Genomic DNA, 25,296 nt, shown 5'->3' on the forward strand with positions numbered 1-25,296 from the left:
GAGATGGTATTTCAATCGCAATACCAGCACAATTGGCACTGCGCCGGATGCGACACGAGAGGATAGAACCATGGCAGTAGAAAAAGTAGCCGTTATCACCGCCGGCGGCAGCGGCATGGGCGCCGAAAGCGCGAAGCGTCTTGCCGCTGATGGCTTCAAGGTCGCGATCCTTTCCTCCTCCGGCAAGGGCGAGGCGTTGGCCGCTGAACTCGGCGGCATCGGCGTTACCGGCTCCAACCAGTCGAATGACGACCTGAAGCGCCTGGTCGACCTGACCGTGGAGAAGTGGGGCCGGATCGACGTGCTGGTCAACAGCGCCGGCCACGGCCCGCGCGCCCAGATCCTCGAGATCACCGACGAACAGTGGCACACCGGCCTCGACGTCTACCTGATGAACGTCATCCGCCCGGTCCGCCTCGTCGCACCCATCATGCAGAAGCAGAAGTCCGGCTCGATCGTCAACATCTCCACCGCCTGGGCGTTCGAGCCCTCGCCGATGTTCCCGACCTCCGCCGTCTTCCGCGCCGGCCTTGCCTCCTACACCAAGATCTTCGCCGACACCTATGCGGGCGACAATGTGCGCATGAATAACGTGCTGCCCGGCTGGATCGACAGCCTGCCGGCGACCGAAGAGCGCCGCGACGCCGTGCCAATGAAGCGCTACGGCACCAGCGCCGAAATTGCCGCAACCGTCGCCTTCCTCGCCTCTGAAGGTGCGGGCTACATCACCGGCCAGAACCTGAAGGTGGACGGCGGCCTGACGCGCTCGGTGTGAGGGCGGAAGACGCCGGAGAGCGGCGCGGCGGCGGAAGCCGCGGCGCCGCTGAAACATAGCGTCGGCGCGAACGACTTACTTCGGAAACAGGAAGGTCAGCGTCGCGCGCACGCCCCAGCTCGGCGCGCCCTGCGGCGCCTCGGCATAATATTTCCCACCGATCTGGGCCTGAAGCATCTGGTCGCCCACCTTGAAGACCTGCGAAACGCTGAGGTTGATCGGCACGGTCCATTGATCGGCCTCCCAGTCGTAGGTCGACTCCGTGTTGAGTGTCAGGGTCGCACCATGGCCGAGGCCGTAGGACAGAAAGGGTTGCAGGAAGGTCTGGCTCACATCCGCCCGGTCACCCTCGCCGGCAACGCTCCAGATGTGGTTTCCTAGCGCGCCGACGGTCCACGGTCCCTCCTGCTTCAGCACGACCGCCGTCGGGCCGATGCCGAACTTGCCGGTGCCGAGGAAATCGTCGGTGGCGGTCGGGATCAAAAAGGCCGGACCGACACCCCAAACGATGCCCGAAGGGCCGGGATTGGCCGGCGACAGGAAGAGGCTCTGGGTGATGTCGCCGAGCCCGAACGTATCGCCGTCGGGCGGCGGCAGGTAGTCGCGATAGGCGATCGGCAGGATCGTGCGCGAGATCAGGTTCCAGTCCGCGTTCAGCGTGATGGGAATGACCGGCTGGACGTTGAGCGTATAGGAGAAGCCATCCTCCTCGGCGCCGGCGCGAAAATCGAAATTGCTCTGGAACGGTACGCTGATCAGGTCGGCGACCGGGTTCGAGAGCTTCTTTGCGAGGTCGTCCGCATCCTGGGCCAGCGCCTGCTGCCCCTGCATAGCGGCGGCGACAAGCATCGCCACCCAAATATTGGCTCCTATCTGCCCCACGCGCAATTCCCCCTTGCAGCGTCCGCGGCGGCGTCGCCAGTCTCAGTTGCACCGGACCACACCTCGACCGAATGGCCGCAGGTTACGTCACCCCTGCCGATTCGGGAACTTGCATTTTCTCTAAAGCAACCCGGCGCCCGGCCGCTGGACGGGCGCTCGCCATCCCGGACGCTGAGACGACCGGACGCCATCGGACGGCCTTGCCGCGGCGTCACATGACGTTGCGGCAACGCGTCGGAGCGGGATGAGGAGAGACATCCCGCTCTGATCCGTGACCCTCACAGGGTTGCAAACACCTGATATCACTGCTTACGTCGCGCGATGAGCGTCGCGCCCCTCCACACACATGCTTTCTTCGAAGAAGTCCTGGAGGCCGGCTTCGTCTGGACGATTCGTGACGCAACAGGTTTCCCGACCTCGACGAACCAGTCGAATGAAACCGCGATGCCGTTCTGGTCGTCGCTCTCCAGAGCCCGGCTGATAATCGACCGGATACCCACCTATCGCAGCTTCACGCCTCATCAACTGTCACTGGACGTCTTTGTCGATCGCTGGCTACCGGGCCTTGAGAAGGACAATTTGGTGATCGGCACAAATTGGAGCAGCGCCACGGTAACCGGTTTCGATTTCGCGCCTGCCGATGTCCGCCGGCGGTTGCAAAGCTTGAGGCCAATAGTTCGTCAACACCAGTGACGTGCCACGCCATGCAATTCGACGCAGCCGCAAAGATCGGCTGGACTGGCGTCCCTGCGTGAGTTCCGCCGCTATCCTGTTGTCTTTCGTGCAGAAGCGCCTACTTCCCTGTCGAAACCGCATAAAGGAGCTCGGCATGAACCGAAACGGCCTCTATCTCGTCATCGCCTTGCTCGCCGTCGCCGTCGTCGGCCTTGGCCTCTACGTCTATCAGGAAGAGACGAAGCCGGGCGTCGAGATCAAGATCGGCCGGGACGGCGTTTCGGTTCAGGAAAACTAGGGCTCAGGCAAAGAGCCTGGACGATGAGGATGAACTCAGCGCAAAGCCGAACCCCGCCAATTGCCGCGAGCGCGCATCGCTAGGAACTCTTCAACGTGAACCTCTGCCTCTTTGGCGCTTGCGTGCTCGCCCGTTAACCCGTCGCCGAGAAGGCCACCCGGTCGGCGACGGTGAGGAGCGTGCCGGCAACGGGCGTTAGAGCATCTTGATTTTGCGTCCCGAATGATCGCCCATGGCAGCAGCCGTCACGACTCGTTCGCGCCACGATCGCGGCGCGAGGTAACGGCAACATGCCCGACACGCCAAAGGTGCCGCGTTGATAGCAAGCATTTCATGGACGGCTGCAAGCCTGCTCGCGGCCTCGGTCGCATTTGCCGCGATGGCCGGCGAGAGAGCCCCCTCGGGAGCCTATTGCGGCCAGCTCTCGTCCGCCGGCGTCCTGTCGGACGCGCAAACGCACTTCGAGACCGATGCGAGCGGCACGATCATTGGGGAATATATGTTCTCCGATCAGGGCCAGCCCGTTCACGGCGAGCTTGCCGAGACCGGTGACGACGGCGACGGCAGCGATCGGACCCGTACCTTCATGTGGCGCGACAAATACGGCTACGGCCAGCTGGTCGTGACCTTCACGCCGGACTTCTCCGAGTTCGAAGGCAAATGGAACGCCGGCGGATCGGAGTTCCTGCCGTGGAACGGCCGGCGCTGCAACCAGACGATCAGCTAGAACATCCTTATGCGTTCACCTGAACGCATCGCGGTCTAGAATGCGCAGGCGAAGTTGAGCCACAGGATGCGGCACGCTTGACGGCCGCATCCATATCCGCTCCCTCACGCCGCAATCACCTCCCGCATCAGCCCTTCCAGCCAATTGGCAAACACCTGCAATCGGCGCGATAGGTGCTGGCGGTGCGGGTAGAGCAACGCCATCGGCATGGGTGCGGCTGAATGGTCTGGCATGACCTCCACCAGGCGCCCCTCTTTCAGATGGTCGATCACGTCGAAGGCCGGGATCTGGATAAGGCCGAGGCCGGCGAGGCAGCAGGCGATGCTGCCTTCGGCGCTGTTGACGCTGATGCGGCCGGGAACGGCAACCGTGCGCGCCTCGCCGCCTTCGATCCACTCCCAGTCCTCCACCCGGCCGCTTGAGGGCGAGGCATAGTTGACGGCGAAATGGCTGGCGAGATCGGCGGGCGTTCGCGGCGTGCCATACCGCTCGAGATAGTCGGGGCTTGCGACATTGATCAGGCGAAGCGTGCCGAACGGCCGGGCGATCAGGCCGGAATCGCTGAGCGGCCCGACCCGCAGCGCACAGTCGACGCTTTCCTCTATCAGGTGCACCGCCCGGTCGGTCATGCCGAGATCGATGTCGATGCCGGGGTAGCGCGTCAGGAACTCCGGCAGCGCCGGCGCCACGATCAGCCGGCCGATGCGGCTCGGCAGGTCGACGCGCAGCCGCCCGGTCGGGCCGGAAGCGCTGCGGCGGAACAGGTTCTCCGCCTCGTCCATGTCCTCAATCAGCCGCAGGCAGCGCTCGTAGAAGGCGGCCCCATCCTGCGTCGGCGCCACCTTACGGGTCGTGCGGTGCAGCAGCCGTGTGCCGAGCCGGGTTTCGAGCGTCTGCACCGCGGCCGAAACGGAAGAGCGCGGCAGCCCCAATGTGTCGGCCGCGCGGGTAAAACTCGCGCTTTCGACGACGCGCGTGAAGATGCGGAAAAGCTCGATCCTGTCCATGCCGGGCCACGCCAATTGTTCGTCAATTCTGACAAGTCATGTCACGAACTGGCGCTTTATACCAGCGGCGCGGACGGTATTCTCAACCCTGCGATGCCTGTCGCACCGCTGACCTCTCGCGTTGGCGGCGGCAAGGCCCGCGCTATTTGAAACGCGGCGTGCGGCGTTCAGGACAGACAACGTGTTCGGGACAGGCCGTCAGCGCCAGAGCAGCCCGGGAACCTGCGCACCTTTCGCGCCGGCGTTCCCGCTCGCCGCAAACCGGCCGCAGCAAGCGGCCGATAACAGGAGAAACCCATGGCAGACCACAGCATCAATGGTAAATCCGTTCTCATCGCCGGCGGCGCAAAGAACCTCGGCGGCCTGTTGGCGCGCGATCTCGCCGAACATGGCGCCCGCGGCGTCGCGATCCACTACAATAGCGCCGCCACCAGGGCGGCAGCCGAAGAAACCGTGGCGGCAATCAAGGCAGCCGGTGCTGCAGCCCACGCCTATGCCGGCGATCTCACCAGCGCGGCCAATGTCGAAAAGCTCTTCGCCGATGCCAAGGCGGCGCTCGGCGGCATCGATATCGCCGTCAACACCGTCGGCAAGGTGCTGAAGAAGCCCTTCGTCGAGATCACCGAGGCCGAATATGACGAGATGAGCGCGGTCAACGCCAAGTCCGCCTTCTTCTTCCTGCGCGAAGCGGGCAAACATGTGAACGACAACGGCAAGGTCTGCACGCTCGTCACCTCGCTGCTTGGCGCCTTCACGCCCTTCTACGCCGCCTACGCCGGCACCAAGGCCCCGGTCGAGCATTTCACCCGCGCAGCCGCCAAGGAGTTCGGCGCACGCGGCATCTCGGTTACCGCCATTGGCCCCGGCCCGATGGATACGCCCTTCTTCTACCCGGCCGAAGGCGCCGACGCCGTCGCCTACCACAAGACCGCGTCGGCCCTCTCGGGCTTCTCCAAGACCGGCCTTACCGACATCGAGGACATCGTCCCCTATATCCGCTTCCTCGTCTCCGACGGCTGGTGGATGACCGGCCAGACGATCCTGGTCAATGGCGGCTACACGACGAAGTAAGTGACTGGCCCCTCATCCGCGCGGTGAGTGAAACGCCCCTCATCCGCCTGCCGGCACCTTCTCCCCGTAATCACGGGGAGAAGGGACACGTGGCTCTCTCCGCGCTCTACTTCGGCGCACCGCGAGGCGTCGTGCCACGGTATACCTCGGGAACCAGGACGTCCGCGTGTGGCTGTATTCGCGGCCAAGGCAAGAAGACGAGAGTGCAGCACACGCGGCGCCGTCCCCTCTCCCCGCCTGTGGGGAGAGGGCTAGTCCTCGGGTTAAACCCGAGGAGAGGGGCAGCGGCTGTCAGGGATGCCCCGCCCCAATGATATCACCTAGCGTGGCACACAAGCCTGATGCATGCTCTGCCCATGGACGGTTCAGCGACAATCGAAACTGGAAAACTCTGAAAATTCAACGATCCCAACCCGTCGACCCTGAAAAGAGAGGAAGTCCCATGACCAACTCAGCTTGGCACGCCGATCCACTCACCTGGGGCACCGGTCCACATCTCTTCGAGGTCTTTCTGGAGCCGACCGATCCTTACTCCACCAAGGCATTTAGCAAGCTCGACGCCCTGCTCGACCAGGCCGGCGAAGACAACGTCACTATTAAGATCCGCCTGCAGTCGCAGCCCTGGCATATGTATTCCGGTGTCATCGTTCGCTGCATCATCGCGGCCTCGACACTTGAGGGCGGCAAGAATACCGCGAAGAAAGTCATCGCTGCAGTCGCTGCGCATCGGGAAGAGTTCGAATTCGTCCATCATGCCGGCGGCCCCAATCTGGACGCTACACCCAACCAGATCATCGAGCGCTTGGAAGGCTATAGCGGCGTCAAGCTCAAGGCCGCATTCGCGATCCCGGATCTCGACCGGGAAATCAAGTGGCATTGCAAATTTGCGCGACAGAACGGCATCCACGTCTCCCCGACCTTCATGATCGACGGAATCGTGCAACCGGACGTCAGCAGCGGCGATGATGTTTCGGACTGGGCAAGGAAGTTGCTTGGTTGATGGGGTGCGCGGAAGGCTGGAGCAGCCGGGTCCGTTAAAGTGCTCATGCACATATGCTTGTGGGGAATTGCGCGGCTCGGCCAGGCGACCACCTCTTGGTCGGCTTTACCCATCGGGCATTCCGGCCGAGCTCGCTTCCAACCCGAAGCGATCTGGCAGAGCGTGCGTGCTGCTGACGCCCCTTCCATTCAAAATAGGATTGGAATTTTAGGACGTTGTGTAATGTGATGCGGATGAGCGCATGGCGCGCGACGGGGCTCGATGAGTGAAATTCATGGCATATAACTGCTTTTTCTGCCGCCACCTGCTGGCGAGCCTGGCGCTGCTTCTCGCGCTCGCCCTGCCCGCCCTTGCCCAGACGGCACCAGCGCCGATCACCGTCATTCTCACGCCCGGCCAAAGCCCTGCCGAGATCGAGGAAACCTTGCGCGCCGCGGCGAAAGCAGGCGGTCCGGTCACGGTCGAGTGGCGCGACGCGGCAAATCAGGCCGCAGCGCCGGCCAGCGCGGCGACACCTGACAACACCCACGCCGCCACACCGGCCGTCGCCGCGACGCCGGCGGGTACGCCACAGCAAGCCGCTCCACTCGCTGACCCCGAGGATTCCTTTGACACCCTTTCCGCCCGTTTTCTCAATGGCTTGCAGATGGGCTTTGCGGGCATCTCCGGCATCGCCGGCGTGATGGCTGACGTTGCGGCAGGCATCCGCGCCGAAGGCTGGTCGGTCGTCTCGGTTGCCGCCATTTCCGTGCTGGCCATTGCCGCCGGGCTGGCCGCCGCCTTCGCCAGCCGCTCCCTTATCCATCGGCTGTTTGGCGCTTCCTTCGAGGTGGTCGACCTCTTGCACCGCGTGCGCGCCTCGGTGATCCGGCTCGGCTTCGACATCGCCTATCTGGTGATCTTCGCCGCCGTCGGCCACACGATCGCCCAGCTGCTCCTGACGCGCGGTACGGGCTCGGCCGAGCTTGCCCATGCCCTGATCACCATCGCCGTCGTCGCCGCCGTCTATGCCGTCGGCGCCCGCTTCCTCTTCGCGCCGACGCGACCCGAAATCCGCCTGCTCGATATCGCCCATCCGCGCTTCCACGCCAACATGCTTGCCACCTATGGCGCGGCCAGCGCCGTCGTCGGCGCCAGCATGCGTTTCGCCCATCAGCGCGGGCTGGACCTTTCCGCCACCGATGGCTGGCTGCTGATCGGCGTCAGCATCCTCACGGTGGTGAAGCTCCACTGGTTCATCGGTGGCGCGGGTGATATCCGCGCGCTCTTTGCCGGCGAGAACCCCGGCCCCGTGCGTCGCGCCATCGCCTTCGGCGTGCCGGAGTTTTATGCGCTGAGCGCCATCGTGCTCTGGCTGATGAGCGTCATCGTTGCCGGCAGCCCTAATAGCGCGGCCTGGAGCTTTGCCGGCGGCACCACGCAGATCATCCTGCTTGCGCTGCCGATCCTTGCCTTCGGCATCCATTCGCTGGCCGGTGCGGCCGCCGCGCGTCGGCGCACGCCGGCCTCGCACGCCCTGCATGCGGCGATATCAGGCAGCATCCAGACGGCGCTTGCCGGCGCCACCTGGCTGATCGGCCTGCACATCATCATCGAGCTCTGGCGCCCGATCATGGTCCAGGACGACACCGCCGCCGCCGTCGGCTGGATCGTCGTTCTCGAGCGCATCAGCCTTGCGGTCGTGGCCGCCTGGGTGATCTGCAGCTTCCTCTGGCGGAGCTTCGAAGCCTTCTCGCCGTCTGCCCGCGTCGCCATGCCCGGCGACAGCGAGGACGAGACGATGGTTCATCAGACAAGCCGGCTGTCGACCATCCTGCCGCTCGTCCGCAACCTCATCTTCGGCGCCATCTTCGCTGTCACCAGCCTCGTCGTCCTCTCAGCACTCGGCATCAACATCGCGCCGCTGCTGGCGGGCTTCGGCGTGCTGGGTCTGGCGCTTTCCTTCGGCTCGCAGACGCTGGTGAAGGATGTCGTCTCCGGCATCTTCTTCATCGCCGACGACGCCTTCCGCGTCGGCGAATATGTCGATACCGGCAAGCTCAAGGGCACGGTCGAGCGCATCTCGCTGCGCTCGCTGAGGCTGCGTCACCAGAACGGCCAGATCCACACCGTCCCTTACGGCCAGCTTCAGGCGGTGACCAATTTCAGCCGCGACTGGAGCACGGTGAAGTTCGAGCTGAAATTCGAGCGCGACGCCGATCCTGAAAAGATCCGCAAGGCCATCAAGAAGGTTGGCCTCGCCATGCTGGAGGACCCGGAGATCGGCAGCGAATTCCTGGTGCCCTTGAAGATGCAGGGCATCCAGGACGTCACCGAAAACTCCCTCGTCGTCCGCCTTAAGTTCACCGCCCGCCCCGGCAACCCCAGCATCCTCCAGCGCGAGGCGATGAAGCGCCTGCTTCCGGCGCTGCGCGAAGCCGGCCTCGACCTCGCCTCCAACGCCGTCACCGTACGCTCCGGCGCGGCCGGTGCGGCGGAAGCGGAGGCTGCGGCGGCAAACCTGGCGCTGGCGAAGAAGCCGGTGGCACCGGAAGCAGCAGACGCGGAAGGGTAACGGTCAATCCGGCGCGACGCGGCGACAGACTTCCTGCGTTCGTCGCGGCTGGTGTCAGCATGGCCTTGCCATCGGGCAACGCCTGAACCCTATCAACGACAAAGCCTTCGACAGCTTGACCGGCATGCATTTTCACGGTCGACGATCCCGATGGAACCTACGGCACCGGCCAGGTCATCCGGCTTGCTGCCGATGGAACGCGACAAATGGATCGACTGGCTGGACGCCCCCGCAAAGCCGCGGTTCATCTCGCTCGTCAAGCCAACCAAGTAGGGCCAACCAAGTAGGCCCGATCAGGCCAAGCAAGACCGCGCAATTAAAAAGCGCGACCGACGGCCAACACCCGCTACAGTTTTGACATCATTGTTGCATTACCTCAAACGCACAGACGAGGCTTAGGCGCTGCAGCACCCTGCCGACGCTGCCATGTTGCCGCTGCCACCGAGGATGTTGCCTGATGCGATCCATGCGCCTCGCCCCGTCTGCTCTAGCCCTGTCTGCCCTTGTCCTTTCGCTTCTGCCCGTGGCCACCGTCCACGCCGAACCGCCCACCTACGCGATGCACTATGCGCTGATGCTGGACGGTGAGGAGCCCGTGGCAGGCGAGGTCGCCTGTGTCGTCGGGGAACCGTGCGAGTTCACGCCGTCCCCCGCCAGCAAGATGACCTTCAAGTTGAGCAGGCGGCAAAACGAAATTGAGATCACCTGCCCCGAGCGTGAATGCTCGCTTGGCTATGGCGAACGCCGAACATATTGCGGCACCTGCGAGAAAGTCGACATCTTCGAGGGGCGCGACTATGGCGGCGGCGCAATCGAGTTGGTGCTGCGCAGGTACCCGCGGCTCGGCACTCTGCTGTTGCGCTACCAGACACCGTAACCACGCTTCCAGGCTGGCGTTGCCTGGCCGCCCTGAGTTCTCACGCGCCCCTTGGGGTGAGGCGCGACCAGTCCTCCTCGCTCCATCACGGCAGATCACAGGCGCATCCGGCGGCAAGGCGTGGCCGCCGTCGCGGTCCCTTGCCCCCTGTCCCCGCGGGAACAACATCCACCCGGTTCCGTTGCTAAAACAAATGCACAAAGGCCGGTGGCCTTTCAATCGGGGCATCGGTTCCGGTTCGGTCAACGCCTGGCCCAACGAAAGATCATGGTCAGGCAGCAAGAGCTCGGAGCGCCCCAATGCGTATCATCCTGGTAGCCCTCGTCGCGTCAGTCATGAGCATTCTGGCGTTCAAATATGCCGATCATTCCATCGGCAACACGCACATCGTTGCGACGGCCGAGGAACTTGCCGCCCTCTGAGCGGTCTTTGCAAATAGACCGGTCGCCCCCTCCCGCTCCCAGCGGGTCCTGACCACCGGACCGGCTCGGGCGATGCTCGCAGAAGTCGTTCAGCCCCTCCCGCATAGGTTTCATTCCGTCTTGCAGCGATCTCCGTCTTCTGCAATCCTCATCGCATGCGATCGTATCGGCTCATCATTGCTGCCAAACGTCTGACCGCCCCGGCGGCCCCACTCCCTATGTGCGTCTCTGGATAGCAGCGGGAACGGCTTGGCCGACCTTCTCGCTCTAGGGGCGGGAGATCAGGCCGATCCTTCCAACTGATATCGAGACGTTGACGATGCGACATGCGCTCTCCCGCAGCCTGGTGATCCTGCTATGACAGGATCATCCAGCGCTTCCTTCACCTTCATCCTGCTCATACTGCACCGCGCTTTCCCTTGCCGGCACCGACCTGATCCTGCCGGGCGTGTTTTCCGCCAGCGAAGCGACCGCGCAGATGGTGCTTGCCGCCTATGTCGGCGGCAGTGCACTCGGCCTCCTGCTCTTCGGCCACCTCGCCGATCACTTCGATCGCAAGACGCTGATGGTCGCAGCCCTTGCCGCCTTTGCCGCCACCTCCCTTGCCGGCGCCTTTGCGCCTGATATCGCCGTCCTCATCGGCCTGCGCTTCCTGCAGGGTATCGCCGCCAGCGCTGCGCCCGTGTTTGCGCCGGGCGTCATCCGGCAATTGTTCAGCGAGAAGACGGCCGTGCGCGCCATCGGCTTTCTCGGAAGCGTCGAGTCGCTGGTTCCGGCGCTTGTGCCCATCGCCGGCGTGGCACTTCTTGCGCATTTCGGCTGGCAATCGTCGTTCGAGCTTCTCGACGCCGCCGGAGCGATCGTCTTCGTCCTGATGCTGGCGATCGGCCTTCCGCGCGAACAACGAAGAAGCGGCACCCAAGGAACCTATCTGCAGCTGCTGACGGATCCCGTCTTCATGCGCTACGCACTGAGCCAGGCCATGACGCTCGGTGGCGTTTTGACCTTCGTGTTCGGCATTCCCATGGTGATCGTCGAGACGATGGGCGGCACGCTCAACGATTTCATCATCGTGCAGATCGTCAGCGTCGCGGGCTTCATCGTCGCCGCCAATCTGACCGCGAAGATCGCCGAGCGCTTCGGCACGGAAGAAGTCATCATGGCCGGCAGCGCGATGGCCGCCGCAAGCGCGTTCGCTCTCCTCGCCTATGGCCTCTCAGGCGGAACCAATCCGTTGCTCGTGCCCGTTCTCTTCCTGCCCATGGGCATTGGCCTCGGCCTGCGTGGCCCCATCGGCTTCTACCGCGGCATCGTCGCTTCCGGCGGCAATGATGCTCGCGGCTCGGCGCTGATCGTCTTTTTCATCTTCATGACGACCACATTGGGCACGATGGCGGCAGCGCCTGTCATCACCAAAGGACTGCCGGCCCTCGCCCTCGTCGTTAGCGCAATTCACCTGCTTTCGGTCGCCATCCTCTGCGCACTGCCGAAGGTGAAGGAGGCTCCGTCCGCATAGCCGCGACCGCGGCAGACGACCGCGCCCCTGGGCGCGCGGTTTCGTGCCGCCGGCGGGAACTCTCCCTGGATCCCGCAAACATGGCCAGCCGGGGCGCACCCCGACTGCCGCGCGCCCGGCTTGCGCTTCCATCCCCGGGGTATTCTAGTAGGAATATCCCCGGGGTGTTCTGGTAAGAGCATCCCCGGGTGGTTCTGGTAAGACCGGAACGTGCAAAACGGAGCGCTGCAACATGAACAATGACAATCTTTGGTACTGTCTTGTCGGCACGGGCGACACCAACACCGGCATGCTGCGATTCATCGGCGCCGTCGTCGCCTTCATCCTCGTGTTCGGCGCGCTGTTCTGGTTGCTGGGCCTGTAAACCTTTCCCCTTGCCCGCGACGCGGGCGGCCGTCACAGGGTGGCCGCGCCTGCCCCAGCCGCGGCCTGTCTATCGTTCCGCCACCCGGAAATTGGTCGCGCCCAATTGCGCAATGACTAATACGCGACGAACGATGAGAGAACGCTCCAAGCACGAAAGCGGTCTCGCTCTAACCATTTCCCCCAATTGGGTGAGGAACAATTCGTGAAAGCGACCGCGCGAGACTTGCGCGTCGGCCGTTCGGCGTTCACGCCTCCACTTGGTGTCACGATCCTCAGGCGCCTTGCCAAACGGCAAAGTTGCGATAGAAGATCACAAGAGACAACTTAACCGATCACCATCTTGAACCTTCGTTTTGTTGCCGGCGGCCTGGCCGTCGCGCTGTTACCCGAGCCGGCGGACTTCAGGAGGGCGATCGGCCCGTCCCAACAAAAAAAGGCCGGAGCGCGCGGCTCCGGCCCTTCTGTTCTTTCGCTCTCAAAACGCGTGCCAGTACATCCGTGGTCAAGGTCGAAAGCAACGCGCAACTGCGAGCGTCGTGCTCAACAGTTTGCTTGTACTAATTTTATAGGACCGGGCGCGTTTCTGGACAAGCTGTCCCTTTGGGCTACGGCACACGCCAGGGATTAGTCTTGGCGACGCATCGAGGCCCGAAAACGGGGCCGTTTTCCAGCTTTTCCCACCAAGACAATCAGCGATTACTTAATTATATTCGTCCTAGACTAAGGGATACAGGCGACGGCGCATGGCGGAAGCCTACCGCAGGGCACCCATCTCGCTCGCGGTCGTCGTCAGGGTCGTTCGGCGCGCCTGGGGAGGCATATGTCGGGGTTCGATCACAGGCACATGAATGGCGCGATACTCGCCGCGATCCTGGTGCTCGCCGCCCTGTTCCGCCTGCATGACGTTCAGCAGCCGTTGGTCGATGCCTTCAGCTGGCGCGAGGCGAGCACGGCGATGATGGCCGACAATTTCTTCCTGCGCAGCTGGAACATCTTCTTTCCAGAGGTGAGCTGGACCGGTCCCGACCCCTCCTATCAGGGCCGCGAACTGCAGGTCGTCTCCTACATCACCGCCCTTCTCTATGCCGTCTTCGGCTGGGACGACACCTGGGGCCGGCTCGTCGCCATCGCCTTCGGCGTCCTTGGCGTCTTCGCGCTGCATCGGCTGATTGCGCGGCTCTGGGACGAGGCCCACGCCCATGCCGGCGCCTTCCTGCTGGCGATCATGCCGGGCGCTGTCATGATCGACCGCTCGTTTCTGCCGGATCCGGCCATGCTGGCGCTGGTGACGACGGGCGGCTGGACCTATGTCGCCTATCTGCAGAACGATCGCCTGCCCGTTCTCATCGCGGCCGGCCTCCTCACCACGACAGGCGTGCTTGCCAAGCTCCCGGGCATCGCCGTGGTCGTGCCGATGACCTACGCGACCTTCGTCGTTCTGCACCAGCGCGGCAGGCTCAGCGTCGGCCGGCTCTTGGCAATCCTGCCCGTCGCACTCGCCGCCGGTGCGCTCATTCTCGGCTATTACTGGTGGGCGCATTATCTCGGCGCCAACTATCCGCCATACCATGTCGCCGGCAGCGGCTATCTCTGGAGCGACGGGCTTTCCCGGTTCCTCGACGAAGCCTTCTACATTCCCGCCACGTGGAGGATCGCCAGCAGCTGGCTTTTCACCCTGCCGGTGGTGATCCTCACCGGCATCGCGCTCCTGACCGCGCCGCCGGCGGCAAACGAAGCGGCGCCAGACGACGCTTCCCCCGCCGGCGCGCCCTGGTTCTTCCATGTCTGGTTCCTGGGGGCGGCGATCGTCTATGTCTTTGCCGCGCGCGAGATCAAGACCAACCCCTGGAACTTCCATATCTTCAATGTGCCGATGGCGGCACTTGCCGGGCGCGGCCTGATCCTGCTGGTCGGCATCGGCCGCGAACAGGGATTTCGCACGCGCGCTCTGCGCCTCGCGGCGATCGCCGCCGTCGTCGTCATCGGCGGCAGCATCCCCGGCCTCTCGCTGATGAAGGCGCCCTATGCCGATCATGGTGAAAAGCTCGGCACGAAGCTGAGCGAACTCAGCCAGCCCGGCGATCTCGTCATCACCGCAACGCCGACGATCGGCGATCCCGTGGCGATCTATTACAGCCGCCGCCGCGGCTGGGTCTTCCCGCCCGGCGGCGGCGAAACCGAATGGTCGATGCTGATGGAGGACAACGATGCGATCGAGGCGCTGGAGGAGCTGCGCGCCCGGAACGCCACCTGGTTCGGCATCACCAAGAACGCCCGCGACATGCAGCGGCGCAAGCTCCTCGAATACAATAAGGGCCTGATCGCGCATCTCGACCGGACAGCCGAGCGCGTCGTCGACGACGATACGATGCTGATCTACCGGCTGGCGCCTCGGGCGGATGCGGCGGCTTCGAATTGAACCGCTCGGCTTCACCCGTCGCGGCGCGTTTGCGGCTCTCATGGGCGCGCGACATGGGTTTTCATAAAGCCGTGACGAAGCCTTTCCGGTTGGCCCCGCCCCTCACCCTGACCCTCTCCCCGCCTGCGGGGAGAGGGAACCGCGCGCAGCTCCCACGTCTCCTTTCCGCCACCTCTGGCATACGGAAACAAGAAGCCGGCTGTGCTCCCTCAAGGTATCCTGCGGCTGCAAGCGAGCAGAGGAAACGGTGAGCATGCCGCAACGTCCCTTCTCCCCGCCTGCGGGGAGAAGGTGCCGGCAGGCGGATGAGGGGCTCATACAGGAAACGCCATGCACCCGGATGAGCGCATGGCGTCCTGTTGTCTTGAAGCAGCGCCCGCTTGGGGCGTGTGAGCCCTACTGCAGCGTGCGGGTCGGGGCCGGTGCGGGCTGGCCAGCGGCAGCGCCGGCGGCATTGTTGGCCGAACGCGCGGAATCGAGGCCGGTCGCGACGACGGAGACGCGGAAGGTGCCGTCGAGCGTGCGGTCGAAGATCGAGCCGACGACGATATCGGCCTCGTCATAGACCTCTTCGCGGATGCGGGTCGCGGCTTCGTCCACTTCGAACAGCGTCATGTCCATGCCGCCGGAGATCGAGATCAGCACGCCCCTGGCGCCGCGCATCGACACTTCGTCGAGCAGCGGGTTGGCGATCGCCGCTTCGGCAGCCTTCAGCGCCCGGCCCTCGCCGGTTGCCTCGCCGGTGCCCATCATCGCCCGGCCCATGCCCTTCATGACCGACTTTACGTCGGCGAAGTCGAGGTTGATCAGACCTTCCTTGACGATCAGGTCGGTGATGCAGCCAACGCCGGAATAAAGCACCCGGTCGGCGATCACGAAGGCATCGGCAAAGGTGGTCTTGGCGTCAGCGATGCGGAAGAGGTTCTGGTTGGGGATGACGATCACGGTGTCAGCAGCCTCGCGCAGCCGCTCGATACCCTGCTCCGCCGTCTCCATGCGGCGCTTGCCCTCGAAGCTGAAGGGCTTGGTGACGACGCCGACCGTGAGGATACCGGCCTTGCGCGCCGCAGCCGCAATGACCGGTGCCGCCCCCGTGCCCGTGCCGCCGCCCATGCCGGCGGTGACGAAGCACATATGCGTGCCGCCGAGGTGATCCATGATCTCGTCGATCGATTCTTCCGCCGCCGCCCGGCCGACATCCGGCAGCGAGCCGGCGCCGAGGCCCTCGGTCACGGCAGCGCCGAGCTGGATGATGCGCGACGACTTCGACATGGCGAGCGCCTGCGCGTCCGTATTCGCCACCACGAATTCCACGCCCTGCAGCCCTTCGTTGATCATGTTGTTGATGGCGTTGCCGCCACCGCCGCCGACCCCGATGACGGTGATCTTCGGGCGCATTTCGGTGATCGTGGGCTTCTTGAAATCGTTCATGGCTTGTCTCCTAGAGCCGACGCCCTGCAGGCGCCGACGGCGGGCGAATCGGGCAGCTGTTATTTTAGGAATTGAAAAAAGCCATGGAGAAGGCAAGGAAAAAGGACAGAACGCCTATCCACATATGAATTTTAGCGGGTCCTTTCGGTGGCAACTTGGCGCACTGCCCCGCGCCGCGCCAGACCAAAAAATGATATTCGGATCAGTATCTTGCCTAGGCCCGGGCCTAGGCAATTGCCCCTCACCCTAACCCTCTCCCCGGCTGCGGGGAGAGGGGACGAGAACCAACGCCGCCTCACGATCTGACATTGTCCGTGCAAGAAGCGGCAACGGAGACTGGCCGAGATGGAACGAGCGGCCGCCGCGAGTCTCCTTCTCCCCGCGTGGCGGGGAGAAGGTGGCCGGCAGGCCGGATGAGGGGCAGATCCGCAGTACAGGCAACCGCCCTGCCCTTTGTTGAGCCCTAAGCCTCAAAATTCGGCCGCGAGCGCACCCGCTCCAGCCAGCTTTGAACATGACGGGCCGAAGCCGGGATCTCCATGCCGAAGACATCGCAGAGCCAGGCCGTCACACCTGCAGTGATGTCGGCGATCGAGAACTCATCACCGGCGAGGAACGGCCGGCCATCCGAAAGTTCGTCGTCGAGCCAGCCCCATTTCTTCGGCACCGCCTCCCGCTCGGTCTCGGCAAAAGCCGGAAACTGCGTCAGCCGTTCGGCGAAGAAGGCGTCCGAATGCAGCGCCACATTGCCGACGGTGCCGAGGATCACCAGTTCGGCGCGACGGTTCCACATCTCCACCTTGGCACGGCTGACGGCATCGCGGCCGAAGAGCGGGTGCTCGGGATTCGTCTCCTCGAGATAGCGGCAGATCGCAACGCTCTCGGTGATGATGGTTCCGTCGTCGAGCTCCAGCACTGGGATCTGCCCGAGCGAATTGACCGCCAGGAACTCCGGCGCCCGGTGTTCGCCCTTGGCGAAATCGACATCCACCATCGGCACCGAAATCTCCTTCTCCGCCATGAAGATGCGTACGCGATACGAATTCGGCCCCATGCCCTGATAAAGCTTCATCTTATCCTCCTGTCGATGAGGCCACCCGCCTCGTTTCCCCAACGCATCTACGCGGGATACTGGTTGTATATAGCAACCGGTTTCATTTAACTCAATGGTTTATTTCAAAGGACAGCAAATCTTTTCACTGAGCCATCGGCCTGTCCTCGGTGCGTCAAAGGCCGCTACGCAATGTTTAGCGACAGCAATGCCCTATGGCGCTCGAAGGCTTCCCGTTCCCGCTGCCAGTGATCGAGATGCCCGTCCCGCTTCAGGCGCTCGGTCGCGGCCGCGCCGATCATCGCCAGCATTGCCGCCTCGTCGCCCATATGTCGAAGCACCTCGACCACCATTGTGAGCAGCGCGTCGTCGCAGGCACGACCATAGACCGCACACAGGCGCTTCAGCCGCCGGCTGCCGTCGCCGAGATCCGCGAGCGCCGCCGCCTTCAATTCCTCGGCATGGAAGGAAAGCGGCACCATCCAGTAGGCGAGATAGGCCAGATCGCGCAGGCGAGGCCCGGGCCCAGCGAGATCGAAGTCGATGATCCCCGCCGGTTCGCCGCCGCGGAAAATGAGATTGTACGGCGCAAAATCATTGTGGCAGACGACCTCCGAGCGGCTTTGATCCGGATCCCGGAAGGCCCAGAGATCGGCCGCCGTGAATTCGAAATCGGCAGTCGCGTCATGATAGGCCCTGAGCAGCGCGGCAGCGGCGGTCAAGGCACGCTCAGAAAGCCAGATCTCGGAAGACACGCCGGCCTCGCCATCAAGGAAGCTCAGGACCTCGCGCCCACGATCATCGAGGCCCAGGAAGCGCGGCGACGCCTGAAAGCCCCTTGCCTCCAGATGAAGGAGCAGCCGGTGGACGCTTGCGCTCTGCGGCGCGGTTGCGCGACGCACCGTATCGCTCACACGCACGACGCTTGCGTTGACGTTGCCGCCGGCAAGCGGCGTTTCTTGTGCCGAGGTTTCGGATGTCATCGGACCGTTCGGGAGGCTGGAGACGAAGTCGGGCCGAGGATCGGCTTCAGGCTACTGCATGTTTCCTTTAATCGTACCCGATTAAAGGACAAAAAACATGCAGCAATTCAAAGTGCTACAGCGACCTTTGCGCGTCTGATAAGACGCGCGGCGCTGTAGCAACTGTCAACGGATCGCGTCCCTCGGCGTGCCGATCAACCCGATATGCTTGAACTTGCTCAGCCATCTTGCTTGCCTCTCCCAAACAGGAGCCTTGCCATGTTCGCCCGATCGACCGTCTGCTGCCTCGCCCTCCTTCTTGCCGCCAGTCAGGCGGCTGCAGCCCTTGCGCCGAACTATCAGCGCGCCCGCGAACTCACCGCCGTCATCGACGCGGTTGCCGCCGCGGTTCCCAGATATCCGATCGACAAGATCATCAGCCAGGGCCGCGACCGCTTTGCGGTGATTGCGGGCAAATGCACCGTCATCGCAAGGATCATCGGCCTGCCGTCGAAACCCGGACTGGTCGGCCCGCGCCAATTCGAGGTCCGGCTCGACAAGCCGGATTGTGATTGAACAGCACTCTAAAAAGCGGGCAATCGGCATCGGCGACAGACCAGATGACATCGCGCATATCCTTCTGGGTGGCGTCAAGCCGGTAGCCGAGGATGAGCAATTGCATGGCGAGTGCGAATAGCGCTGCACGCTTGTTGCCGTCGGTAAAGCCGTGCGCCTTGGCGATACCAACGCATACGGCCGCCGCCAGCCTCCCGACGGTGACCTCACCTTCATAGAGCGCAATGTTGACGGGACGCGCGATCGCGCCTCGAATGGCCCCTTCATCCCGGATGCCCGAAACACCGCCGTGCCGCTTGATGGTCAGGTCATGGGCCTGCACCAAGGCGTCGAAGGATATTGGCTTCATTTGGCGAGTTCGGAGAGCGTCCAATCAAAGCGGGCGAACACGTCTTCTGCCGCCTCCTTTGAGATGTCGTAGGTTTCGTCGCTACTGTCTGCCGCAGGCGCTTGCTCCTGTTTGACGACAACCGTCTGCGGTCGTAGGTTCGAAGTGGACCGCGAAGATCCGACTACGGATTGAGAAATAACTTCGCTATTGTACTTCAGCCGTTCGTGAAAAATGCCGTCCTTGTCGCGGTAAAGCTCACGCCTTATCGCGGCATCCGCAACTCTTCCCGTTGTCTTCCTGACATTCTTGACCATAGCTACGATATAGCATTTGGAAGTGGCGTTCCCAAGAAGGCGCAACCTCCTTCCCTAAAGCCGCCAGCCCCTGCCAACAACGAAGCGCCCGGTCTCTCCGGGCTTCATCGCCTGGTCGCCATAGGCCTTCAACGCCTGCCCGTCGGGCAGCGAAAGCGTCAGCGCAAAACGCTCGCCCTCGAAGGAGCAGGCGATGACCCGAAGCGCCACCCCCTCGCCGTCGCGGCGCACATGCTCCGGCCGCACAAGCACATCGCGCATTGGCACGTCACGGATCGCCCCATTGCTCGCACCCGCCTCGCGCATGCCGCCAAGTGCGGTCCGCAGCGCCGGCCACTCCAGCGCCCTGGGCGCCCCCTCGGACAGCGGCAGCCTGAGCACCGAGCCGCGGCCAATCAGACCGCCGACGACGGCACCCTCAGGCCTCGCGTAAATCTCCGCCGGCGACGCCATCTGCATCAGCCGCCCCTCGGACATGACGGCGACATCGGTCGCGAGCGCCATCGCCTCGGCCTGGTCGTGGGTCACGTAGATCATCGTCGCGCCCGAGCGCTCGTGGAAGATGCGGAAGGTCTCCTCCATCGACTTGCGCAGATGCTGGTCGAGATTGGCGAGCGGCTCGTCGAGCAGCACCACATCCGGCGAGGTCACCAGGCAGCGGGCAAGCGCCACGCGCTGGCGCTGGCCGCCGGAAAGGGCCGCGGGCCGGCGATCAGCATAATCGGTGAGCTTCACCAGCGCCAGCGCCTCGCCGACACTTCGTCGCCAGGCTTCACCGGAAATGCCGCGCACCTTCAGCGGATAGCCGACATTCTCGGCCACCGTCATATGCGGCCACAGCGCATAGGACTGAAACACCATCGCCATGTTGCGCCGTTCCGGCGGCAGCGCCCGCGATGCGTCGGAAAGCCGCCTTTCGCCGAAATCGATCGAGCCGTCGGTTGGTTGCTCGAAGCCGGCGATCATGCGCAGCACCGTGGTCTTGCCGCAGCCCGAGGGACCGAGCAGCGCCAGGAAGCCGCCTTCCCGCACGGTCAGCGAAACATCCGATACCGCCGGCCGCCCGCCGCCGAAATGTTTCGTGAGGTGATTGAGGATCAGTTGCGCCACGGCAGCACGCCCTCGGGAAGATATTTCGCAAGCGCCTCGAGCGCCGCCATCAACAGCACGACCATCACCACGACAAGCACCGAGAGCGCTGCGGCAAGATCGGACGAACCGCTGTCGTCGAGATTGAAGATGGCGACACCGAGCGTCTGGGTGCCGGCCGACCAGAGCAGTGCGGAGACCGTCAGTTCGTTGGCAGCGATGAGGAAGACGAGGATGATCGCAGCCCCGGCGGCGGGCGCCACCAGCGGCAGGATCACGTCACGCATGCGCCTGAGGAAGCCGGCACCCGAGAGACGCGCGGCCTCCTCGAGCGACGGATCCATCTGCAGAAAGGCGCTCATGACGGGTTTCAGGCTGACGGCCAGGAACGAGGAGAAATAGGCGATCAGGATGATCCAGATGGTGCCGTAGAGCGAGACGCTGAGGAGAGGCAACGGAGCCGCAAAGGTGAGAATGAAGGCGACAGCCAGCACGATGCCGGGCAGCGCATAGGGGATCTCGATAAGGATGCCGAGCGTATTGGCAAGCAAGCCCTTGCGCCGGGTCATCAGGTAGGCCGCGGGTACGGAGACCGCGAGCAGGCCAAGTGCTGCGGTGGTCGCAAGGAACGTCGAATTGCCAAGCGCCTTCAGCGTCATCGACTGGCGAAAGAGGATTTCTTCGTAAGCGCGCAATGACACGGTCTGAAGGTTGAGCGGCACGCCATAGGCCGGCACCATCGAGCTTGCGACAAGCGCAGCCAGCGGCGCCACCAGCACGAAGAACAGGATCGCGACCAGCGCCATCTCCACGACCAGGCGATAACGCCCGAGCGCGAAAGCGGCATTGGCGCCGGAGAGGCCGATGATGCGGTAGTCCTTCCCTGAGAGCGCCCGCTGCTGCAGGATCAGCCCGGCCGCGGCGATCACGGCGATGAGGCTCGAAAGCAGCGCGATCTCGCCGAAGGTGCCGGCACCGAAGCTTGCCAGCCTCGTGTAGATCAAGGTCGGCAGCACCTCGATCCCAGCGGGAATGCCGAGGATCGCCGGAATGCCGAAATTGCCCACACCCGAAACGAAGGCGATCGCCGCCCCGGCAATCAGCCCCGGCAGCGACAGCGGCGCGACGATATCGCGGAAAACGCGGAACGGCGTGGCACCGGCAAGCCGTGCCGCCTCCACTCCATCCCGCGGGGAAGCTGAAAGCCCGGCTTTCAGCGCCAAGAAGACCAGTGGTGCGTGCTGTACGCCGAGAAGCAGCGAGATGCCCGCGAGCGAATAGAGCGGCTGCGGGCTGCCGAGCGGCGGCGCGATCCCCAGCGTCTTCAGAAGCGGGCTCGCCGGCCCGGTCATCTCCACCCAGGCGAGTGCGGTCACCTGCGGCGGGATCATCATCGGCAGCATGAAGGCGAAGCTTAAGCTCTGCTTGCCGCGCACATCCGTCAGCGCCACGGCGAAGGCGAAGATAGCGCCGATAACGACGGAGACGATCATGCCGCCGGTCGCCGTTATCAGCGTGTTGCGGATCGCTGCAAAGGTCGCGGGTTCGGTGAGCACGCCGATCGACTGCCCGGAGACGAGCCCGGCAAAGCCGGCCTTGGCCAGGCTGATGAGCGGCAGCAGGCACAGCAGAAACAGGCAGGCGAAAACGAAGGGCACCAGCCAGCGCGGCTCGGCGGCGGGTCTGGCACCCACCCTCGCCTGCGGCACGTCCTGCGTCCGGCTTTGAAAGGGAAAGCGCAGCCAGCGGGGCCGGCTGCGCAGGTCATTGCGTTCAAGCATTCCCGATATCAGTTCGTGCCGAAGATGCCGGAGAAAGTCTTGAGGTCGGCGTCGGAGTTCTTCACCGCGTCGGCGGCGTTGACCGGCAACACCTTGATCGTCTCGCGGGCCGGATAGCCCTCGGGCAGCGCCACGCCGTTGCGGGCCGGGATGTAGCCCATCTTCACCGCCGTCTTCTGGCCCTCCTCGGAAAGCAGGAAGTCGACGAACTTCTTGGCGGCGTCGACGTTCTTGGCAGTCTTCAGGATGCCGACTGGTTCGGTCACAGCCGAAACGCCCTCGGCCGGGAAGACGAATTCCACCGGCGCGCCCTTGGCCTTTTCGCGGATCGCCATGAAATCGACGAGCATGCCATAGGCCTTCTCGCCGGTCGCAACCGCCTTCAGCACGCCGCCGTTGCCGCCAGCGGCCGTGGCACCATTTGCCGCGAGCGCCTTGTAATAGTCCCAGCCGAGACCATCGATGTTGGTCAGCGTCTGCGCATGGATCAGCGCCGCGCCCGAGGTCAGCGGGCTCGGCATGGTCACGAGGCCCTTGGCTTCCGGCTTTGTGAGATCCTGCCAGCCGGCAGGCTTCATCGCGGCCGCGGTGTTGTAGACGATGCCGGTCGTGATCATCTTGGTGGAGTAATAGGCGCCGTCGGCATCATAGAGCGAAGCATCGTAGTTGCCCGCTTCCGGCGACTTGTAGTCGGCCAGATGCCCGGCTTCCTTCAGCCGCTGCATCGTCACGGTGTCGGCGATCAAGAGCACGTCGGCGACCGGATTGCCGGCTTCGATCTCGGCCATCAGCTTCGCCATGATCTTCGTCGTGCCCTCGCGCACCCATTCGACCTCGATGCCCGGATTGGCCGCCTGGAACGCATCGACGGTCGCCTGCGCGTCCTCGTTCGGCTGGCTGGTATAGAGCACCAGGCTTTCGGCGTAGGCCGCGGTCGAAAGCAGGCCCGCGACGAGAGCGCCGGCAAGGACGGAAACAAAGGATTTCATGGATATACCCTCGTGTTGAAACTGGCGCCGAGGGATAGAGAGGACGTTTTACAGGGGTATGACAGACCAGAACCGCAAGCCCCCTGTCGCGCTCCCTTAGCGAGAGAACGCACGCTCCCTTGACAAGACGTGCAGACGGAGAAAGTTTGCACGGAATGCGAGTGGAGAAACTGCCATGGACACTTTTCTGAAAATTGCCGGAGCGGTGCTTATCGTCGTATCGCTGGCGGATGCGCTGCACGCAATCGTGCCGTCTTTCGGCTGGCTGGGCATTATTCTTGCCGTGCAGTCGGCATTGCCGACCGTCGGCGCAGGCATCGCGCTTGCGGCCTTCGGCTCGTTGCTCGGACAGCTCAAGAAAATTCGCCTCGCCGCCGAGCGCCAGGCCGATCTGCTTCAGTCCATATTGGAACGCCGCAGCCAACCTTCCGCCGAATAGGCGCTGCCGACCGTGTCGATCGCGGGTGGAAAGGGCGTGATCGGACGGGGAAGGATGCCGCCAGATGCGCCTTCAAATGTTGCATCAACCAAGCTACCGACGAGCCCGCCGCAAAAGATTCCGTAAAAAATTTCGCGCCGATGTCACACCGGCCGTAGCTCGCTCGTCATGGTATCGGAACCAACGAAAGGAAACGGAACCATGACTGCCAAGATCGACCTTTTCGCTGCCGCCCCCCAGCTGATGAAAAACTGGATGGGCACCTCCGTCGCCGTTGCCGCGAGCCTGGACCCGACCATCATCGAACTCGTCAAGATCCGCGCCTCGCAGATCAATGGCTGCGCCAACTGCATCAACATGCACACCCAGGAAGCGCGCGCCAAGGGCGAGACCGAGCAGCGCATCTACCTGCTTGCGGCCTGGCGCGAGGCGCCGTGCTATTCCGATCGCGAGCGCGCCGCGCTAGGCTGGACCGAAGCGCTGACGCGGCTTTCGGAAGGCCACACCCATGAACAGGCCTACGAAGCGCTGAAGGACCATTTCACCGAGGAGGAACAGGTGAAGCTCACGCTGATGATCAACGTCATCAATGGCTGGAACCGCCTGGCCGTCGGCTTTGGCCTCTGGGTCGATCCGGCAGAGGCAAAGGCCGCAGCCGAGAAGGCCGCCTGATGACGGGCACCCCCCAAGAGGACGCAGCGGCGGTTTTCGACCCGCTGCGTCCGAAGCTGATCCGCGTCGCCTACCGCATGCTCGGCTCGGTCGCCGATGCCGAGGACATGGTTCAGGAGGCCTTCATCCGCTGGATGGGGGCCGACCGTGCGGCTGTGCGCGAACCCGAAGCCTTCCTGCGCCGTACCGTGACCAGGCTCTGCCTCGACCAATTGAAATCCGCGCGGCTCAAGCGCGAAACCTATGTCGGCCCCTGGCTGCCCGACCCCGTGGTCGAGGAGGAGCCGGAGGATGACGTCACCCTGCCCCTGATGCTTGCGCTTGAACGGCTCTCCCCGCTGGAGCGCGCCGCCTTCCTGTTGCACGACGTCTTCGGCCTGAGTTTCGACGAAGTCGCAACGACGATCGACCGCGATGCCGCCGCCTGCCGCCAGCTCGCGGCCCGTGCCCGTACCCATGTGCGCGAGGAACGACCGCGCTTCCAGATCGAACAACAGCGTGGGCTCGAACTGGCCAATGCCTTCTTCGCGGCCTCCAGAAACGGCGACATGAAGACGCTCGGCGCGATGCTGGCGGCCGATGTCAGCGTCCATTCCGACGGCGGCGGCAAACGCCCGGCGGCGATGCGGCCAATCCTCGGCTTCGATGCCGTCATGAAGGTGCACCAGCAACTGGCCGCCCTCTTTGCCAAACACGGCTCAACCCTGGTGCGCACCGGCTTCATCAACGGTCTCCCCGGCTTCGTAACGAGGGAAGCCGACGGCGAGTTGCAGACGACCGCGCTTGAGATCGAGGACGGCAAGGTGGTGGCGATCTATGTGGTGCGCAACCCGGACAAGCTGGTGCATCTGCATTAGGCGTGGGCATTATCCGGCGTTACTGTTCCGGGCGGCACTAAGCCACCCGACAGACTGCTGACAAAACTATGTTTGATCATTGTAAGCTTGCGGGAGAAGCCGGTGCGTCAGCCAAAATCTCCGTCATTCCTGTGCTCGTCACAGGAATCTCTAGCAGTTCCAATGGAACTGCGGACCAGCCCAAGTCCTTGGGCTGAAAGGTCTTTTGACCCGAC

25 protein-coding genes and 2 pseudogenes are annotated in these 25,296 nt (G+C 63.8%); 17 read left to right on the top strand and 10 right to left on the bottom strand.

The genetic code is table 11. The features are described from left to right. Positions 1 to 70: 70 nt before the first annotated feature. Entirely contained in the window at positions 71 to 775 is a 705-nt protein-coding gene (locus tag AC070A_RS01250; protein ID WP_112997053.1) for an SDR family oxidoreductase, read from the top strand. Between the two features lie 75 nt (positions 776 to 850). Here the strand turns inward: AC070A_RS01250 and AC070A_RS01255 are convergent, their stop codons facing one another. Next, on the bottom strand, positions 851 to 1,624 hold the full coding sequence (locus tag AC070A_RS01255) for a transporter (RefSeq protein ID WP_113737003.1): 774 nt from the start codon (positions 1,622 to 1,624) through the stop codon (positions 851 to 853). A 354-nt stretch (positions 1,625 to 1,978) separates the two neighbouring features. On the opposite strand from AC070A_RS01255, the gene AC070A_RS01260 reads away from it, so the two are divergent. From AC070A_RS01260 to AC070A_RS01270, 3 genes are all read left to right on the top strand, one after another. Next, a complete protein-coding gene (locus tag AC070A_RS01260) occupies positions 1,979 to 2,350 on the top strand; it encodes a DUF2750 domain-containing protein (protein ID WP_113737004.1) in 372 nt (123 codons plus the stop codon). A 136-nt stretch (positions 2,351 to 2,486) separates the two neighbouring features. Further along, entirely contained in the window at positions 2,487 to 2,630 is a 144-nt protein-coding gene (locus tag AC070A_RS01265; RefSeq protein WP_192494766.1) for a hypothetical protein, read from the top strand. A gap of 316 nt (positions 2,631 to 2,946) precedes the next feature. Next, the gene (locus AC070A_RS01270) at positions 2,947 to 3,357 is read left to right on the top strand and encodes a hypothetical protein (protein WP_246805896.1); all 411 of its coding nucleotides are present in this window, start codon (positions 2,947 to 2,949) and stop codon (positions 3,355 to 3,357) included. Between the two features lie 104 nt (positions 3,358 to 3,461). Here the strand turns inward: AC070A_RS01270 and AC070A_RS01275 are convergent, their stop codons facing one another. Continuing rightward, entirely contained in the window at positions 3,462 to 4,364 is a 903-nt protein-coding gene (locus AC070A_RS01275; RefSeq protein ID WP_113737005.1) for a LysR family transcriptional regulator, read from the bottom strand. 297 nt (positions 4,365 to 4,661) lie between these two features. Here AC070A_RS01275 and AC070A_RS01280 point away from each other — a divergent pair, with 297 nt between their 5' ends. The 9 genes and pseudogenes from AC070A_RS01280 to AC070A_RS01320 all read left to right on the top strand — a co-directional run bounded on the left by AC070A_RS01280 (position 4,662) and on the right by AC070A_RS01320 (position 14,589). Further along, positions 4,662 to 5,435 carry an SDR family oxidoreductase gene (locus AC070A_RS01280; RefSeq protein ID WP_057253927.1) on the top strand — a complete coding sequence of 258 codons (774 nt, stop codon included), beginning with the start codon at positions 4,662 to 4,664 and terminating at the stop codon, positions 5,433 to 5,435. Positions 5,436 to 5,877: 442 nt separating this feature from the next. Beyond that, positions 5,878 to 6,435, top strand: coding sequence for a DsbA family protein (locus tag AC070A_RS01285; RefSeq protein ID WP_113737006.1), 558 nt, complete (start codon positions 5,878 to 5,880; stop codon positions 6,433 to 6,435). A 274-nt stretch (positions 6,436 to 6,709) separates the two neighbouring features. After that, positions 6,710 to 8,989, top strand: a complete 2,280-nt coding sequence (locus AC070A_RS01290) for a mechanosensitive ion channel family protein (RefSeq protein WP_113737007.1) — start codon at positions 6,710 to 6,712, stop codon at positions 8,987 to 8,989. Between the two features lie 91 nt (positions 8,990 to 9,080). Further along, positions 9,081 to 9,262 (top strand): annotated as a pseudogene (locus AC070A_RS01295) (hypothetical protein). A 184-nt stretch (positions 9,263 to 9,446) separates the two neighbouring features. Then, positions 9,447 to 9,866, top strand: coding sequence for a hypothetical protein (locus AC070A_RS01300; RefSeq protein ID WP_113133743.1), 420 nt, complete (start codon positions 9,447 to 9,449; stop codon positions 9,864 to 9,866). Positions 9,867 to 10,165: 299 nt separating this feature from the next. Beyond that, positions 10,166 to 10,288, top strand: coding sequence for a hypothetical protein (locus tag AC070A_RS01305; protein WP_255571016.1), 123 nt, complete (start codon positions 10,166 to 10,168; stop codon positions 10,286 to 10,288). A 415-nt stretch (positions 10,289 to 10,703) separates the two neighbouring features. Next, a pseudogene (locus AC070A_RS01310) lies at positions 10,704 to 11,804 on the top strand (MFS transporter); the annotation flags it as partial. Between the two features lie 232 nt (positions 11,805 to 12,036). Continuing rightward, entirely contained in the window at positions 12,037 to 12,168 is a 132-nt protein-coding gene (locus tag AC070A_RS01315) for a hypothetical protein (protein ID WP_255571017.1), read from the top strand. 822 nt (positions 12,169 to 12,990) lie between these two features. Further along, positions 12,991 to 14,589, top strand: coding sequence for an ArnT family glycosyltransferase (locus AC070A_RS01320; RefSeq protein ID WP_113479432.1), 1,599 nt, complete (start codon positions 12,991 to 12,993; stop codon positions 14,587 to 14,589). A 396-nt stretch (positions 14,590 to 14,985) separates the two neighbouring features. Here AC070A_RS01320 and ftsZ read toward each other — a convergent pair whose 3' ends face one another. From ftsZ to AC070A_RS01335, 3 genes are all read right to left on the bottom strand, one after another. Continuing rightward, positions 14,986 to 16,020, bottom strand: a complete 1,035-nt coding sequence (gene ftsZ, locus AC070A_RS01325; RefSeq protein ID WP_093234707.1) for a cell division protein FtsZ — start codon at positions 16,018 to 16,020, stop codon at positions 14,986 to 14,988. Between the two features lie 463 nt (positions 16,021 to 16,483). Beyond that, entirely contained in the window at positions 16,484 to 17,092 is a 609-nt protein-coding gene (locus AC070A_RS01330; protein ID WP_113479431.1) for a glutathione S-transferase family protein, read from the bottom strand. A gap of 164 nt (positions 17,093 to 17,256) precedes the next feature. Beyond that, positions 17,257 to 18,054: a phosphotransferase gene (locus tag AC070A_RS01335; RefSeq protein WP_112994438.1), complete on the bottom strand. Its 798-nt coding sequence runs from the start codon at positions 18,052 to 18,054 to the stop codon at positions 17,257 to 17,259. A 258-nt stretch (positions 18,055 to 18,312) separates the two neighbouring features. On the opposite strand from AC070A_RS01335, the gene AC070A_RS01340 reads away from it, so the two are divergent. Next, the gene (locus AC070A_RS01340; protein WP_112994439.1) at positions 18,313 to 18,609 is read left to right on the top strand and encodes a hypothetical protein; all 297 of its coding nucleotides are present in this window, start codon (positions 18,313 to 18,315) and stop codon (positions 18,607 to 18,609) included. Here the strand turns inward: AC070A_RS01340 and AC070A_RS01345 are convergent. From AC070A_RS01345 to AC070A_RS01365, 5 genes are read right to left on the bottom strand one after another with little or no spacing between them, the layout of a single operon-like run. Next, positions 18,530 to 18,958, bottom strand: a complete 429-nt coding sequence (locus AC070A_RS01345) for a type II toxin-antitoxin system death-on-curing family toxin (RefSeq protein WP_113133969.1) — start codon at positions 18,956 to 18,958, stop codon at positions 18,530 to 18,532. The genes AC070A_RS01340 and AC070A_RS01345 overlap by 80 nt on opposite strands. Next, entirely contained in the window at positions 18,955 to 19,254 is a 300-nt protein-coding gene (locus AC070A_RS01350) for a hypothetical protein (protein ID WP_113133970.1), read from the bottom strand. Before AC070A_RS01350 ends, AC070A_RS01345 begins: the two co-directional genes overlap by 4 nt. Before the next feature lie 54 nt (positions 19,255 to 19,308). Next, on the bottom strand, positions 19,309 to 20,364 hold the full coding sequence (locus AC070A_RS01355) for an ABC transporter ATP-binding protein (RefSeq protein WP_113133971.1): 1,056 nt from the start codon (positions 20,362 to 20,364) through the stop codon (positions 19,309 to 19,311). Beyond that, a complete protein-coding gene (locus AC070A_RS01360; protein ID WP_082616050.1) occupies positions 20,352 to 22,124 on the bottom strand; it encodes an ABC transporter permease in 1,773 nt (590 codons plus the stop codon). Before AC070A_RS01360 ends, AC070A_RS01355 begins: the two co-directional genes overlap by 13 nt. An 8-nt stretch (positions 22,125 to 22,132) precedes the next feature. Beyond that, a complete protein-coding gene (locus AC070A_RS01365; protein ID WP_057253902.1) occupies positions 22,133 to 23,113 on the bottom strand; it encodes an ABC transporter substrate-binding protein in 981 nt (326 codons plus the stop codon). Positions 23,114 to 23,288: 175 nt separating this feature from the next. Here AC070A_RS01365 and AC070A_RS01370 point away from each other — a divergent pair, with 175 nt between their 5' ends. From AC070A_RS01370 to AC070A_RS01380, 3 genes are all read left to right on the top strand, one after another. Next, positions 23,289 to 23,552, top strand: coding sequence for a hypothetical protein (locus AC070A_RS01370; RefSeq protein ID WP_113479430.1), 264 nt, complete (start codon positions 23,289 to 23,291; stop codon positions 23,550 to 23,552). A gap of 201 nt (positions 23,553 to 23,753) precedes the next feature. After that, positions 23,754 to 24,224 carry a carboxymuconolactone decarboxylase family protein gene (locus tag AC070A_RS01375; protein WP_057253898.1) on the top strand — a complete coding sequence of 157 codons (471 nt, stop codon included), beginning with the start codon at positions 23,754 to 23,756 and terminating at the stop codon, positions 24,222 to 24,224. After that, entirely contained in the window at positions 24,224 to 25,081 is an 858-nt protein-coding gene (locus AC070A_RS01380) for a sigma-70 family RNA polymerase sigma factor (protein WP_057253896.1), read from the top strand. Before AC070A_RS01375 ends, AC070A_RS01380 begins: the two co-directional genes overlap by 1 nt. Positions 25,082 to 25,296 lie beyond the last annotated feature (215 nt).

This window comes from Ensifer sp. GW101-20A05 (assembly GCF_059424735.1).

What these genes read in the sequence shown, in the direction of transcription:
- AC070A_RS01250 (WP_112997053.1), top strand. Translation starts at nt 71, where the DNA reads ATGGCAGTAGAAAAAGTAGCCGTTATCACCGCCGGCGGCAGCGGCATG.
- AC070A_RS01255 (WP_113737003.1), bottom strand. Translation starts at nt 1,624, where the DNA reads ATGCTTGTCGCCGCCGCTATGCAGGGGCAGCAGGCGCTGGCCCAGGAT.
- AC070A_RS01260 (WP_113737004.1), top strand. Translation starts at nt 1,979, where the DNA reads ATGAGCGTCGCGCCCCTCCACACACATGCTTTCTTCGAAGAAGTCCTG.
- AC070A_RS01265 (WP_192494766.1), top strand. Translation starts at nt 2,487, where the DNA reads ATGAACCGAAACGGCCTCTATCTCGTCATCGCCTTGCTCGCCGTCGCC.
- AC070A_RS01275 (WP_113737005.1), bottom strand. Translation starts at nt 4,364, where the DNA reads ATGGACAGGATCGAGCTTTTCCGCATCTTCACGCGCGTCGTCGAAAGC.
- AC070A_RS01280 (WP_057253927.1), top strand. Translation starts at nt 4,662, where the DNA reads ATGGCAGACCACAGCATCAATGGTAAATCCGTTCTCATCGCCGGCGGC.
- AC070A_RS01285 (WP_113737006.1), top strand. Translation starts at nt 5,878, where the DNA reads ATGACCAACTCAGCTTGGCACGCCGATCCACTCACCTGGGGCACCGGT.
- AC070A_RS01290 (WP_113737007.1), top strand. Translation starts at nt 6,710, where the DNA reads ATGGCATATAACTGCTTTTTCTGCCGCCACCTGCTGGCGAGCCTGGCG.
- AC070A_RS01300 (WP_113133743.1), top strand. Translation starts at nt 9,447, where the DNA reads ATGCGATCCATGCGCCTCGCCCCGTCTGCTCTAGCCCTGTCTGCCCTT.
- AC070A_RS01305 (WP_255571016.1), top strand. Translation starts at nt 10,166, where the DNA reads ATGCGTATCATCCTGGTAGCCCTCGTCGCGTCAGTCATGAGCATTCTG.
- AC070A_RS01315 (WP_255571017.1), top strand. Translation starts at nt 12,037, where the DNA reads ATGAACAATGACAATCTTTGGTACTGTCTTGTCGGCACGGGCGACACC.
- AC070A_RS01320 (WP_113479432.1), top strand. Translation starts at nt 12,991, where the DNA reads ATGTCGGGGTTCGATCACAGGCACATGAATGGCGCGATACTCGCCGCG.
- ftsZ (WP_093234707.1), bottom strand. Translation starts at nt 16,020, where the DNA reads ATGAACGATTTCAAGAAGCCCACGATCACCGAAATGCGCCCGAAGATC.
- AC070A_RS01330 (WP_113479431.1), bottom strand. Translation starts at nt 17,092, where the DNA reads ATGAAGCTTTATCAGGGCATGGGGCCGAATTCGTATCGCGTACGCATC.
- AC070A_RS01335 (WP_112994438.1), bottom strand. Translation starts at nt 18,054, where the DNA reads ATGACATCCGAAACCTCGGCACAAGAAACGCCGCTTGCCGGCGGCAAC.
- AC070A_RS01340 (WP_112994439.1), top strand. Translation starts at nt 18,313, where the DNA reads ATGTTCGCCCGATCGACCGTCTGCTGCCTCGCCCTCCTTCTTGCCGCC.
- AC070A_RS01345 (WP_113133969.1), bottom strand. Translation starts at nt 18,958, where the DNA reads ATGAAGCCAATATCCTTCGACGCCTTGGTGCAGGCCCATGACCTGACC.
- AC070A_RS01350 (WP_113133970.1), bottom strand. Translation starts at nt 19,254, where the DNA reads ATGGTCAAGAATGTCAGGAAGACAACGGGAAGAGTTGCGGATGCCGCG.
- AC070A_RS01360 (WP_082616050.1), bottom strand. Translation starts at nt 22,124, where the DNA reads ATGCTTGAACGCAATGACCTGCGCAGCCGGCCCCGCTGGCTGCGCTTT.
- AC070A_RS01365 (WP_057253902.1), bottom strand. Translation starts at nt 23,113, where the DNA reads ATGAAATCCTTTGTTTCCGTCCTTGCCGGCGCTCTCGTCGCGGGCCTG.
- AC070A_RS01370 (WP_113479430.1), top strand. Translation starts at nt 23,289, where the DNA reads ATGGACACTTTTCTGAAAATTGCCGGAGCGGTGCTTATCGTCGTATCG.
- AC070A_RS01375 (WP_057253898.1), top strand. Translation starts at nt 23,754, where the DNA reads ATGACTGCCAAGATCGACCTTTTCGCTGCCGCCCCCCAGCTGATGAAA.
- AC070A_RS01380 (WP_057253896.1), top strand. Translation starts at nt 24,224, where the DNA reads ATGACGGGCACCCCCCAAGAGGACGCAGCGGCGGTTTTCGACCCGCTG.